At 62.1% G+C, this 11,984-nt stretch carries 12 protein-coding genes; 3 read left to right on the top strand and 9 right to left on the bottom strand.

Features of this window, described 5'->3' with window-relative positions:
- Positions 1 to 5: 5 nt before the first annotated feature.
- Positions 6 to 935, bottom strand: a complete 930-nt coding sequence (locus tag AC1C2Q_RS14550) for an aldo/keto reductase (protein WP_495450694.1) — start codon at positions 933 to 935, stop codon at positions 6 to 8.
- A gap of 33 nt (positions 936 to 968) precedes the next feature.
- Here AC1C2Q_RS14550 and AC1C2Q_RS14545 point away from each other — a divergent pair, with 33 nt between their 5' ends.
- On the top strand, positions 969 to 1,571 hold the full coding sequence (locus tag AC1C2Q_RS14545) for a GNAT family N-acetyltransferase (RefSeq protein ID WP_495450693.1): 603 nt from the start codon (positions 969 to 971) through the stop codon (positions 1,569 to 1,571).
- Between the two features lie 57 nt (positions 1,572 to 1,628).
- On the opposite strand, the gene AC1C2Q_RS14540 is transcribed toward AC1C2Q_RS14545, so the two are convergent.
- The 3 genes from AC1C2Q_RS14540 to AC1C2Q_RS14530 form a co-directional block, all read right to left on the bottom strand.
- Positions 1,629 to 3,974, bottom strand: a complete 2,346-nt coding sequence (locus tag AC1C2Q_RS14540; protein ID WP_495450692.1) for a glycoside hydrolase family 3 protein — start codon at positions 3,972 to 3,974, stop codon at positions 1,629 to 1,631.
- A gap of 136 nt (positions 3,975 to 4,110) precedes the next feature.
- Positions 4,111 to 4,320 carry a hypothetical protein gene (locus AC1C2Q_RS14535; RefSeq protein ID WP_495450691.1) on the bottom strand — a complete coding sequence of 70 codons (210 nt, stop codon included), beginning with the start codon at positions 4,318 to 4,320 and terminating at the stop codon, positions 4,111 to 4,113.
- Between the two features lie 97 nt (positions 4,321 to 4,417).
- Positions 4,418 to 5,056, bottom strand: coding sequence for an HD domain-containing protein (locus AC1C2Q_RS14530; protein ID WP_495450690.1), 639 nt, complete (start codon positions 5,054 to 5,056; stop codon positions 4,418 to 4,420).
- Positions 5,057 to 5,172: 116 nt separating this feature from the next.
- Here AC1C2Q_RS14530 and AC1C2Q_RS14525 point away from each other — a divergent pair, with 116 nt between their 5' ends.
- Positions 5,173 to 6,126, top strand: a complete 954-nt coding sequence (locus tag AC1C2Q_RS14525; RefSeq protein WP_495450689.1) for a GlxA family transcriptional regulator — start codon at positions 5,173 to 5,175, stop codon at positions 6,124 to 6,126.
- 51 nt (positions 6,127 to 6,177) lie between these two features.
- On the opposite strand, the gene AC1C2Q_RS14520 is transcribed toward AC1C2Q_RS14525, so the two are convergent.
- Positions 6,178 to 6,759: a TetR/AcrR family transcriptional regulator gene (locus tag AC1C2Q_RS14520; RefSeq protein WP_495431960.1), complete on the bottom strand. Its 582-nt coding sequence runs from the start codon at positions 6,757 to 6,759 to the stop codon at positions 6,178 to 6,180.
- 76 nt (positions 6,760 to 6,835) lie between these two features.
- Here AC1C2Q_RS14520 and AC1C2Q_RS14515 point away from each other — a divergent pair, with 76 nt between their 5' ends.
- Positions 6,836 to 7,759, top strand: a complete 924-nt coding sequence (locus AC1C2Q_RS14515; protein WP_495450688.1) for an NADP-dependent oxidoreductase — start codon at positions 6,836 to 6,838, stop codon at positions 7,757 to 7,759.
- Between the two features lie 85 nt (positions 7,760 to 7,844).
- Here AC1C2Q_RS14515 and nrdF read toward each other — a convergent pair whose 3' ends face one another.
- From nrdF to nrdH, 4 genes are read right to left on the bottom strand one after another with little or no spacing between them, the layout of a single operon-like run.
- Positions 7,845 to 8,825 (bottom strand): class 1b ribonucleoside-diphosphate reductase subunit beta, encoded by a 981-nt coding sequence (gene nrdF / locus AC1C2Q_RS14510; protein ID WP_495432175.1) that lies wholly within the window; start codon positions 8,823 to 8,825, stop codon positions 7,845 to 7,847.
- Between the two features lie 40 nt (positions 8,826 to 8,865).
- Positions 8,866 to 11,052, bottom strand: a complete 2,187-nt coding sequence (gene nrdE / locus AC1C2Q_RS14505) for a class 1b ribonucleoside-diphosphate reductase subunit alpha (RefSeq protein ID WP_495450687.1) — start codon at positions 11,050 to 11,052, stop codon at positions 8,866 to 8,868.
- Positions 11,007 to 11,468: a class Ib ribonucleoside-diphosphate reductase assembly flavoprotein NrdI gene (nrdI, locus tag AC1C2Q_RS14500; RefSeq protein ID WP_495450686.1), complete on the bottom strand. Its 462-nt coding sequence runs from the start codon at positions 11,466 to 11,468 to the stop codon at positions 11,007 to 11,009. Before nrdI ends, nrdE begins: the two co-directional genes overlap by 46 nt.
- 9 nt (positions 11,469 to 11,477) lie before the next feature.
- Positions 11,478 to 11,711, bottom strand: a complete 234-nt coding sequence (nrdH, locus tag AC1C2Q_RS14495; RefSeq protein WP_495431937.1) for a glutaredoxin-like protein NrdH — start codon at positions 11,709 to 11,711, stop codon at positions 11,478 to 11,480.
- Positions 11,712 to 11,984: the final 273 nt, after the last annotated feature.

Genomic DNA, 11,984 nt, shown 5'->3' with positions numbered 1-11,984 from the left:
CCGGATCAGGGTACGAGGTGGCCGGCCGCGCGGAACAGCTCGTACCACTCTGTGCGGCTCAGCACGACATCTGAACCCTCCGCTGCGGCGACGAGTCGCTCGGGAGTGGTTGTGCCCATCACGACCTGCATCTGTGCGGGGTGACGGGTGATCCAGGCGACGGCTATTCCGGTGGCGGTGACGCCGTGCTCGGCCGCCAGTCGCTCAAGCACCGTGTTCAGCTCGGGGTACTCGGGATTGCCGACAAAGCTGCCCGCTCCCGATGCCGCTTGCATCGGCGACCACGCTTGGATCGTGATCTCGTTGATGCGGCAGTACTCCAGGATGCCACCACCATCTCGGCTGATCGCTTGATCGGTGCCGATCCTGTTTGCGGCGATCCCCTGGGCGATGATCGGCGCCTGGGTGAGCGAGAGCTGGAGCTGGTTGGCCACGAGCGGCTGCCGCACGGCGGTGCGCAACAGGTCGATCTGGCGTGGGGTGTGGTTGGAGACGCCGAAGGCGCGCACCTTGCCGGAGGCCTCGAGTTCGTCGAACGCACGAGCGACCTCTGACGGTTCGACAAGGGCATCCGGACGGTGCAGTAGGAGCACGTCGATGTAGTCGGTCTGCAGCGCGCGCAACGACCCGTCGACCTGACCGATGATGTGCTCGTAAGAGAAGTCGAAGGAGCCGTCAGCGGGAACGATCCCGCATTTGGTCTGCAGGCGGATCTCGGATCGTTCGGCATCCGACAGTTCGAGAGCCTGTGCGAAACGCTCTTCGCAGGCATGCATCCGACCACCATAGATGTCGGCGTGATCGAAGAAATCGATCCCTGCTCCGCGCGCGGATTCGTAGAGGTCACGGATCTGCGCGTCATCCTTGTCGATGATGCGCATCATTCCGGCGACGACGGCGGGGGCTGTGGCGGAGGCGAACGGCACTGTCTTCATGCCCGCAACGATACCCCGGTGTTGAATGGATTCATGGCCTTCCTCCTCTCCCCCGCCCCTGTCACCCTCACCGGCAACCTGGTCGAGCTGCGACCCCTTGATCGGACCCACCACGACGGCCTCGTCGAGGCCGTAAAGGAGGGCAACCTACAGGAGACAGCCTGGTACACATCCGTGCCGGCACCTGATGGAGTCGCCGCCGAGATCGAGCGTCGCCTCGCACTCAGCGAGAAGGGTGAGATGGTGCCGTTCACCGCATTCGATGCCGCCGGACGTGTGATCGGGCAGACGACCTTCTACGACCTGGTCGCTGACGTGCCGCGTCTGCACATCGGCTACACCTGGAACCGCCTGTCCGCCCACGGCACGGGAACGAACGCGGAGTCCAAGCTGCTGCTCCTGCGGCATGCGTTCGAAACGCTCGGGGTGTACCGGGTGGGGCTGACAACCCAGTGGGTGAACTTCCAGTCCCGTGCTGCGATCGAGCGCCTCGGGGCGAAGCAGGACGGCGTGATGCGGGCCATCTCCCGCTACCGCAACGGTGCGCTTCGCGACAGCGTGGAGTTCTCCATCATCGAGCCAGAGTGGCCGGCCGTGAGGGCGACCTTGGAAGCACGATTGGCGAAGCGGCGCTGATTCACGGAAGAAGCGCCGCCGGGGTTGACACCCCGACGGCGCTTCGCGTGCTGAGCGTCAGTCCTGTTCGTAGCTGAGGCCGAACCCGTAGGCGAAAAGCGCCCCGTCTTCGGTCTCGTCATAGCCAGGAGTGTCGCTGTTCTGCTCGATAACAGCCTCACGCGTGCCTGCCAGGGCGAACGGCAAGCGCCCCTGCGGGTTGAACTCGCCGGAGACGACGTCCATCAATGCCGCCGTGGTGTTGCCGAAGTTGGCGAGGATCGCACCAGCATCGCGCAGGCCGCTCTCCTCGTCGAGCACGAACGGCTGACGGAAGTAGATGTCCAGAACGGTGTTCTCGGCACCAACCTCGGCCATCACCTGCTGCACCGAGTCGAGCGCCGGGGTGACCTCCCACGACTCGGACTGCGCAATGCCGGTGAAGTCGAGGATGCTCGACTCCCAAGGCAGCGAACCGCCGAAACGCAGACCGGAGTCCGTGCAGGAGCCGGTACCGGTGACGACGCACGCGTCAGCCGCGCCATAAGAACTCTGCCCGTCGAGTCCAGTGACACCGTCGATCACACTCGGGTTGATGTGGTCGCTGTTGAGGCCCGTTGCCGGGTCGTTGCTGGCGTAGGCGCCAGTGTTGATGTTGCGCGCCGTCATCGAGATGAGCGCGACGTCAGCGTCGGCAGCAGTACGCGGCTCTGCCGAGTCGTTGCCGTCGATGACCTCGAAGCCGGCCGCCTCGACCTCCGCAGCGTCGATGTTGCCGAGTACGTAGACCGTCTCGCCGCCCTTGAGCGGAAGGAGCGACTCGCCATCGTTCTCCTCGTTCTGCAGGAGCACGGTGGACTTGCGCTGCAGGTCCAGAGCGCTCGCTTGGTGCTCTTCACTGCCCACCGTGGCATCCGCGAGAGCCGGGTCGACATATGGGTTCTCGAACAATCCCATCTCGAACATCGGCGCCAGCATGCGCTCAGCGGCAAGCGTCACACGCTCTTCGCTGACCAGACCGGTATCCACCAGATCAGTGATCGTCGACACGTCGTGGAATCCGGACAGGGTGTCGGTTCCGCCGTTGATCGCCGCTGCGACGCGCTCAGGCACGGTGGCCTCTTCCAGTCCCCACGCACGATCATTGATGATGCCGGTGTCGGAGTTCACGTAGCCGTCGAACCCCATCTGGTCACGCAGCAGGCCGTTGACGATCTGATCGGAGAACGCCATGCCGACCTCGTCGTAGTCCACACCTTCGTAGGTGACGTCGACGGGCACGCCGTAGTACGGCATGATCGAGGAGACGCCCGCCTCAATGGCGGCTTCGAACGGCTTGAGGTGGTAGCCGAATGCGTTACCGGGATAGACCTGCGCCTTGCCGAAGGAGTAGTGCGGGTCAAGACCCAGTTCCTGCGGGCCACCGCCCGGGAAGTGCTTCATGGTCAGAGCGACGTTGCTGTCCGCGCTCAGCGAGTTGCCATCCTTGCCAACCTCGCCCTGAAGCGACTCGACGAGCTGCCTGGCGATGTTCGCGCCGAGATCAGCATCCTCGGTGAATGTTTCGTGCGTGCGGTACCAGCGCGGTTCGGTGGAGAGATCTGCCATGTAGCCGTACATGCCACGCAGGCCGATCGATGACCATTCGTCTCCCATCACGGTGGCGAACTCATCGACGACGGACATTTCTCCGTCGGTCGCTTCGCCGGTCTGCAGAGCCTGTTCGCCGAGCGCCGCCGCGGCGATGCCCGCCTCCTTCGGGAACGGCGAGAAGGCGCCGGCCGACTCGTTGATGCCCGCTCTTGCCTGCGGATCGATGTGGTTGCGTGCGTTGGATTTGTACAGCACGGGGATGCCGAGACGAGTCGCTTCGCTCTGCTCCTGGATCGCGTTCATGAATTCTGCGGCTTCGGCAGGCGTCACGGTGACGTTGGTGGAAAATCCGCCACCCGCGGGGGCGCATTCCGCCCGGTCACCGGCATCCACCACGTTGCGGAAGATGAAACGGTGCATCTGCTGCTCACCGATGTAGTCGGCCGCGAGCGCGGGCACAGTGCCGAACTCACCGGTTGCGATGTCACATGACGCGTTGAGCGTGTCGATCAGCATGAGGCCGGCCTTCTCCTCAAGCGTCATCTGGCCGATGAGATCGGCCACACGATCGTCGACGGGCTTTCGCCAGTCCTCGTAGACGTCCAGCGCACCATTTGCGTTGAGGTCCTTGAAGTATCGGCCCTTGACCTTGATGGTGTCCTTGTCTCTGGACTCCAGCACCGGCGGCTTGCCATGATTGCCCTCATTGCCGGTGGCGACGGGCTGCGGTGCGGCGGCGACTCCACCGATGCCGACAGCCAGGGTCAGGGGTACGGCAAGGACGAGCGAAATGAGTCCTCGCCGCCGGGTGCCACGTGAAAATGCGTGCATGGAACAGTTCTCCTTCGAACAGGGGGCTCTCGGAATTGGGGTCCGAGAGCACTCAGCCTGCCGGGGCTGTTCAGTTGCGGCTAGCGATTGCCGCCAGTTGCACGCGTGGGGTCAACAGGACGACCCTGTTGCCACCTCAGTTGGCGGCGGGGCCACCATCCCAGTTGTTCGAACGACGCGTAGCGCCGCTCTTGCCCTCGCGCATGATCCACGCCATCGAAAGGCTGAAGACGAGCACGCCCGCGCAGAAGACGATCGCCTGGAAGTCTGGCAGACCGTGCGAGATGCCCATCAGCACGATCCCGCCGAGGAACAGGACCAGGAAGATGATGAAGCTGAGAATCACGGGGTGCCTCCTATAGTGAATGCTCTGTCCAGGATACCCGGGTGGGTGCTCTGGAATGACGAAACAGGCGGATGCCGGAGCATCCGCCCCGTGCGATTCACTCTGGCCACGAGTTCGAGCGGATGACTTCCACGAAGTCGCCCCTCACGTACCCCGGCATGTAGTGCGCGAGCACGTCTGCGTTCACATTGCCGAAGGTGCTATCCGGACGCCGACGGTTGCCTTCCGCAAAGGCGTTGAGGATCTGATTCTTGAAATCCACTCTCGGGTGGATCGTGGTCACGGCTTCGATCTCGGCGGCGGTGAGGTCTTGGTACCAAATGCCCAGGACGTCTGTCTCGACTCCGGCCGTGACAAGCGCGACTTCCGGAGCCATGAACTCGGGGACCCCAGGCGTGGTGTGCAGCGCGATTCCGGTCCACACGGCTGCCGTGCGCTCGTCGTCCACACCGCGTGAGGCGAGGAAGTCACGAGCGGCGTTGGCACCGTCGACCTCGAATCGGAGGAGCGAGTCGTGGAATGCGCTCGTCAGGCCGAGGTCATGGAACATCGCTCCGGCGTAGAGCAGTTCGAGGTCGACGTCGACGCCCCGGCGTTGCCCCATGAGCGCCCCGAACACGTACACGCGGCGGGAGTGGTGATAAAGCAGATCGTCTTCGTGCTCACGGATGTACTCGGTAATGTCGCGGACAAGCTCGGTGTCGGGGATGGTGATCCCCGCGATCGTCTCGGTCATGTCTTCCTCCAACTCGGTCCCGCTCGACGCGGGGTAAGACAAGCATCGTCGCAGACAGCTCGGTTCGTGAGTGTCAGAATTGACAACTTTCCCTGATCTTTGGACATACTGGTGGGATGGCTGATCACATCGTCGTCTTCCTCGTCTACCCCGGCGCCAAGCATCTCGACGTCGCCGGGCCGGCGGAGGTCTTCGCAGAAGCGACGCGGCTGGGCGCCGAATATGAGCTGGAATACTGCTCCCCCACCGGGGGATCGATCCCCACCTCGATCGGGGCTTCGATCAACACCGTCGCTGGGAGCCAAGTGGTTCGGGCCGATACGGTTGTGGTCGTCGGAGGCGATGCGCTGCCCGTCGAACCAATCCCGCTTGAACTCCTGGAGGCCACCGCGCACCTCGTCGAGGTTGCCGAGCGGGTCGCATCCGTGTGCACGGGGGCTCTGCTCTTGGCCCAGGTAGGAGCCTTGGATGGACGACGGGCGACTACCCACTGGGCCCATGCGGCACTGCTCGCCCGGATCCACCCGAAGGTCGACGTCATCCCGGACGCCCTTTTCGTGCACGACGGAAGATTCCATACGTCGGCTGGTGTGTCGGCGGGCATCGACCTCGCGCTCACCCTGATCGAAGCGGATCACGGTCCTGAACTCGCCAGAGCCGTTGCCCAGCAACTCGTGGTCTACGTGCAGCGCCCGGGAGGTCAGTCGCAGTTCTCCTCACTGCTGGATATCTCTCGCGGAGCGCAGGCGGGCGTGAGGCTGGTCGCCGAGAAGGTCATGGCCTCGCCAGCCGAGTCGCACGAGATGACGGACCTCGCCGCGATCGCAGGCGTCAGCCCTCGACATCTCACCAGGATCTTCGTCGCCGAGATCGGCATGACGCCGGTCAAGTTCGTTCAGCATGTGCGCGTGGAGACGGCGAAGTCCATGCTGCTCCGCGGGGAGTCTGTCACCGCCACGGCCCGACGCGCCGGATTTTCGAACGCGGAGACCATGCGGCGCGCGTTCACGAGCAGGCTTGGGATACCGCCGAACCTGTACAAGCAACACTTCCAGGGCGTCGGCGACTGACGGAAGTCCTCAGCCTTATCCTGACTACTTGTTGCAATGGCGCTAAAGCAGCTACAGGGCGAGAACTCTTTCTCGCACGTCATCGAGGACACGATCCCCTATCGCCACGAAACTTTCCCCGAGGCTGACGGCACTGCCATCTACAGCCCAACGCGCGTAAGTCTCAGCGATGACAAACAGACACAGCTGTGCTGCAAGTCGCGTGCCAGCGCTGGATTCGCAATGCAGTTCGAATGCGCGAGCAGCGCCTTCGGCTAGGTGCGCCGACTTCAGCGCCTCCCGCTCACGGAGGTCGGGGTGCGCTTCGATGACCGCGCGTCTGCGGACCGCGACGTCGCGATAGTCCGATGAGAACACAGACTCATCGAGGACTCGGATCACCTGCGCGATGACATCGAAGGGCCGTGTACCCGCGGAGGCAGAGGTGATCGTCTCGATGAGCGCCTTCGACATCGTTTCCTCACCGAACAGCACCTCGCGCTTGCTCGCAAAATGCCGGAAGAACGTGCTCTTCGCGAGCCCCGCCCGCCGGACAATGTCGATCACGCTCGTCTCGTCGTAGCCGTGCTCGGCGAACAGCTCGATGGCGGCTTGAGCGAGACGCTGCGGTGCGTCGGGTTCCCATCGTGACATCACTCCAGTGTACGGGACTTGGTCTCATCGAATGTAGAGTGATGAGACTAAGTCCCGTCACTGATTTGGAGACAACATGAGCAGAGCCGTCATCTACAACGCCTTCGGGGGCCCCGAGGTCCTTGAGATCCAGGAAGTAACCGAGCCACACTCAGGCCCGGGTGAGGTGCGCGTGCGCACCACGTTCGTGGGTCTGAATCCGATGGACTGGTTGTTCTCGTCATCGCCCGAAACAGCGGCGATGTTCGGGATATCGCTCCCCGCGCGCTTCGCAACCGACTTCGCGGGCGTCATTGATGAAGTCGGGGACGGTATCACCGGCTTCGTCGTGGGCGACCGCGTGTACGGATCCGCCATCGGCCGGGCCGCCGCAGACCACATCGTCATCGATCCGGTGGGCGCCGACGTCTTACGCCATACTCCGGAGGGGATCAGCGATGCGACGGCGAGCACACTCGCCGTCGCGGGTATGACGGCTTCGGCCGCGATCGATGCGGCTGGCGTCGCCGGGGGCGACACGGTGCTGATCGGCGGCGCCGCCGGCGGCGTGGGAATCTTCGCGGGGCAACTCGCGAGGCTCGCGGGCGCCCGCGTCATCGGGACGTGCTCGACGGGCACATTCGGGTTTCTTGAGGAGCTCGGCGTTGAGCCCATCGCCTACGGGGTAGGGCTCGAGGAGCGGGTTCGTCTGCTCGCCCCGAGCGGCATCACCGCAGCTGCAGACCTGTTCGGCACCGAGGTCGCCGAAGTCGCGCTCGCCCTCGGCGTTCCTGCATCGAGGATATCGACCGTCGCAGCCGGCGGCGAGGCCCCGGACGGCGTGCACACCACAGGCGCATTCAATGCCCCCGGCGGCGCGCTTGAACACATCACCGACGCGATCGTCGCGGGTGAGCTGACGGTGCCGATCTCCCGCATCTTCGAGCTTGACGAGATCCGAGAGGCCGTCGCGCTGCAGTCGAGCAGGAATATCCACGGCAAGATCACCGTCCGCATGTGAGGAGACACAGGGGGCCCGGAACTGCAGAAATCTGCGGTTCCGGGCCTCCCGTCAGCCCCTACAGAGTCTGAGCTGAGTCAGCGACTCAGAAGTCCCAGTCGTCGTCCTCGGTGGCCTCAGCCTTGCCGATGACGTACGACGAGCCAGACCCCGAGAAGAAGTCGTGGTTCTCATCGCCGTTGGGCGAAAGCGCCGACAGAATCGCCGGGTTCACGTTCGTCACTGTGGAGGGGAACATCGCCTCGTAGCCGAGGTTCATCAGCGCCTTGTTGGCGTTGTAGTGCAGGAACTTCTTGACGTCTTCAGTCAGACCGACGCCATCGTAGAGGTCCTGCGTGTACTGCACCTCGTTGTCGTAGAGCTCGTACATGAGGTTGAAGGTGTACTCCTTCAGCTCATCGCGGCGCTCCTGGGTCTCCTTTTCGAGGCCCTTCTGGAACTTGTAGCCGATGTAGTAACCGTGCACGGCCTCGTCACGGATGATGAGGCGGATGAGGTCGGCTGTGTTCGTCAGCTTCGCCTTGGACGACCAGTAGATCGGCAGGTAGAAGCCCGAGTAGAACAGGAATGACTCCAGCAGGGTCGAAGCGACCTTGCGCTTGAGTGGGTCATCACCGGTGTAGTAATCCATGATGATCTGAGCCTTCTTCTGAAGGTTCACATTCTCCGTGGACCACCGGAACGCCTCGTCGATCTCCTTCGTCGACGCAAGGGTCGAGAAGATCGAAGAGTAGCTCTTGGCGTGCACCGACTCCATGAACGCGATGTTGGTGTACACCGCTTCCTCATGCTGAGTGATCGCATCAGGGATCAGCGAGACAGCGCCAACCGTGCCCTGAATCGTGTCTAGCAGCGTGAGACCGGTGAAGACCCGCATCGTGAGGAGCTGCTCTTCGGGCGTCAGGGTGTTCCACGACTGGATGTCGTTGGACAGCGGCACCTTTTCAGGCAACCAGAAGTTGTTCACCAGACGGTTCCAGACCTCGAGGTCCTTATCGTCCTCGATGCGGTTCCAGTTGATCGCCTGTACGTGGTCGACCAGCTTGAGCTTCGGTGAGGGGGTCATCATGCTTCTCTCTGTTCTAAAAATCCATGATCAGCGCACATCAAAGCATGCAGCTAACGCATTCAGCCATGTCGGTGCCCTCGAGCGCCATCTGGCGGAGACGGATGTAGTAGATCGTCTTGATGCCCTTGCGCCATGCGTAGATCTGAGCCCGGTTGATGTCGCGCGTGGTCGCGGTGTCCTTGAAGAACAGCGTCAGCGAGAGGCCCTGGTCGACGTGCTGCGTTGCCGCGGCGTAGGTGTCGATGACCTTCTCGTAGCCGATCTCGTATGCGTCTTCGTAGTACTCCAGGTTGTCGTTCGTCATGAACGGCGCCGGGTAGTAGACGCGGCCGAGCTTGCCTTCCTTGCGGATCTCGACCTTCGAGGCGATCGGGTGGATCGAGCTCGTGGAGTTGTTGATGTACGAGATCGAGCCGGTCGGTGGCACCGCCTGCAGGTTCTGGTTGTAGATGCCGTGCTTCTGGATGCTGTCCTTCAGCGCGGTCCAGTCAGCCTGGGTCGGGATGTGCATACCAGCGAAAAGCTCCTTGACCTTGTCGGTCTCGGGCTCCCAAACGCGCTCGATGTACTTGTCGAAGAACTCACCCGACGCGTACGTGGAGTCCTCGAACCCGTCGAAGGACACGCCGCGCTCGATGGACAGCGCATTCGATGCGCGCAGCGCGTGGAACAGCACCGTGTAGAAGTAGATGTTCGTGAAGTCGATACCCGCCGCTGACCCGTAGTGCACGTGCTCACGAGCCAGGTAGCCGTGCAGGTTCATCTGGCCGAGGCCGATGGCGTGCGAGCGGTCGTTACCCACTTCGATCGAGCGCACCGAAGCGATGTGGCTCTGGTTGCTGACTGCGGTCAGACCGCGGATCGCCGTCTCTACCGTCTTACCCAGGTCACCGGCATCCATCGCCAGCGCGATGTTCATCGAGCCGAGGTTGCACGAGATGTCCTTGCCGATCTGATCGTACGAGAGGTCCTCGTTGTACGTGGTCGGCGTGTTCACCTGCAGGATCTCGCTGCAGAGGTTCGACATGTTGATGCGGCCCTTGATCGGGTTCGCCTTGTTGACCGTGTCCTCGAACATGATGTACGGGTAGCCGGACTCGAACTGGATCTCAGCGATGGTCTGGAAGAACTCACGCGCGTTGATCTTGGTCTTCTTGATGCGAGGGTCATCAACCATCTCGCGGTACTTCTCGGTGACCGAGATGTCACCGAAAGGCACTCCATAGACCTTCTCGACGTCATACGGCGAGAACAGGTACATGTCTTCGCCGTTCTTGGCCAGTTCGAACGTGATGTCCGGAACGACAACGCCCAGGGAAAGTGTCTTGATGCGGATCTTCTCGTCAGCGTTCTCACGCTTGGTGTCGAGGAAGCGCATGATGTCGGGGTGGTGCGCGTTCAGGTACACCGCACCTGCGCCCTGACGGGCACCGAGCTGGTTGGCGTAGCTGAAGCTGTCTTCGAGCAGCTTCATGACGGGGATGATTCCGCTGGACTGGTTCTCGATCTGCTTGATCGGCGCACCGGACTCGCGGATGTTCGACAGCAGCAGCGCTACGCCGCCGCCGCGCTTGGACAACTGCAGCGAGGAGTTGATGCCGCGTGAAATCGACTCCATGTTGTCTTCGATACGCAGCAGGAAACAGCTGACGAGTTCGCCGCGCTGAGCCTTGCCCGAGTTGAGGAAGGTGGGAGTCGCAGGCTGGAAGCGGCCGGAGATGATCTCCTCGACCAGGTCGATCGCGACCTGCTCTTCGCCGTCGGCGAGGCCCAGGGCGGTCATCACGACGCGGTCTTCGAAGCGTTCGAGGTAGCGCTTGCCGTCGAAGGTCTTCAGCGTGTAGCTCGTGTAGTACTTGAAAGCGCCGAGGAACGTCTCGAACCGGAACTTCTTCGAGTAGGCGAGGTCGTTGAGCTTCTGGATGAACTCGAGCGAGTACTTCTCGATGAGCGCACCCTCGTAGTACTCCTTCTCGACCAGATAGTCCAGTCGCTCCTTGAGGGAGTGGAAGAACACCGTGTTCTGGTTCACGTGCTGCAGGAAGTACTCCTGCGCAGCGCGCTTGTCGGCGCCGAACTGGATCTTGCCGTTCGCGTCGTAGAGATTCAGCATCGCGTTGAGCGAGTGATAGTCAAGTCCGTCGTAAGCGGGGTTGACCTTGAACTGCACCTGCTCGGTCACTGTGTCATGCCCTGCATGCTCTTCAACTGCAATACCCACCATCGTTCCAATCCGTCGCTCACGCGATCAACATCGTCTGGTGTGCCGAATACTTCAAGCCGATACAAGTGCGGCACACGACACTTGCGACTGATGATTTCTCCGGCAAGGCAGAACGCCTCGCCGAAGTTGGTATTGCCTGCGGAGATCACTCCGCGAATATGACGCCGGTTTTTCTCATCGTTGAGGAACCGGATCACTTGTTTGGGCACGGCGCCCTTCTCCTCGCCGTGACCCTGGCCACCGCCATACGTCGGTGTGACAAGCACGAAGGGTTCGTCGATGAGAAGAGGCTCTTCATTGCGGTGCAACGGGATGCGCTGCGCCGGAAGGCCGAGCTTCTCAACGAATCTGGCCGTGTTGCCCGAGGTACTGGAGAAATAGACCAGGAGCGGCGCGGCTGTCGCGACGACGCTCATGACAGATCCTTATGCCAAGCGTGAAGCGAGTTCGCTGATCTTGTCGGGACGAAAGCCCGACCAGTGGTCCTCGTCAGTGACGACGACGGGCGCCTGCATGTAGCCGAGCGCCTTGACCCGCTCGAGCGCCGCAGCGTCTTCCGAGAGGTCGTGAATTTCATACTCGATGCCCTGTGCATCCAGCGCGCGATACGTCGCGTTGCACTGAACGCAGGAAGGCTTCGTGTAGACCGTGATCGACATCTTTTTTCCCTCAAATCTAGATTCTCCGGCAGACCCCCCGCCGGGACTTTAATACTACATATAGGTACGGACATTGAGAGTGACCACAAGGGCTAGTAGTTACATCCGTGTAGTTTTCCACCGCTCTCCACTGATACAACACAGGTTGTCCACCGTTTCATCCACAGACGCCGGACGAGTTTCTGACCCCGCGAAGCGCATGATCTCGCGGTTCTCCGAAGCCGTTCAGAAATCCATCCACAGGCGGCACGCTACGCGGGGGTTCAGACATTA

The organism is Microbacterium sp. Y356 (assembly GCF_059445355.1).
Note: the sequence above shows the minus strand (reverse complement) of the source record. Positions and strands in the feature narration are given on the sequence as shown.

What these genes read in the sequence shown, in the direction of transcription:
- nrdF (WP_495432175.1), bottom strand. Translation starts at nt 8,825, where the DNA reads ATGACCCCCTCACCGAAGCTCAAGCTGGTCGACCACGTACAGGCGATC.
- nrdE (WP_495450687.1), bottom strand. Translation starts at nt 11,052, where the DNA reads ATGGTGGGTATTGCAGTTGAAGAGCATGCAGGGCATGACACAGTGACC.
- AC1C2Q_RS14550 (WP_495450694.1), bottom strand. Translation starts at nt 935, where the DNA reads ATGAAGACAGTGCCGTTCGCCTCCGCCACAGCCCCCGCCGTCGTCGCC.
- nrdI (WP_495450686.1), bottom strand. Translation starts at nt 11,468, where the DNA reads ATGAGCGTCGTCGCGACAGCCGCGCCGCTCCTGGTCTATTTCTCCAGT.
- AC1C2Q_RS14520 (WP_495431960.1), bottom strand. Translation starts at nt 6,759, where the DNA reads ATGTCACGATGGGAACCCGACGCACCGCAGCGTCTCGCTCAAGCCGCC.
- AC1C2Q_RS14540 (WP_495450692.1), bottom strand. Translation starts at nt 3,974, where the DNA reads ATGCACGCATTTTCACGTGGCACCCGGCGGCGAGGACTCATTTCGCTC.
- nrdH (WP_495431937.1), bottom strand. Translation starts at nt 11,711, where the DNA reads ATGTCGATCACGGTCTACACGAAGCCTTCCTGCGTTCAGTGCAACGCG.
- AC1C2Q_RS14530 (WP_495450690.1), bottom strand. Translation starts at nt 5,056, where the DNA reads ATGACCGAGACGATCGCGGGGATCACCATCCCCGACACCGAGCTTGTC.
- AC1C2Q_RS14525 (WP_495450689.1), top strand. Translation starts at nt 5,173, where the DNA reads ATGGCTGATCACATCGTCGTCTTCCTCGTCTACCCCGGCGCCAAGCAT.
- AC1C2Q_RS14515 (WP_495450688.1), top strand. Translation starts at nt 6,836, where the DNA reads ATGAGCAGAGCCGTCATCTACAACGCCTTCGGGGGCCCCGAGGTCCTT.
- AC1C2Q_RS14545 (WP_495450693.1), top strand. Translation starts at nt 969, where the DNA reads ATGGCCTTCCTCCTCTCCCCCGCCCCTGTCACCCTCACCGGCAACCTG.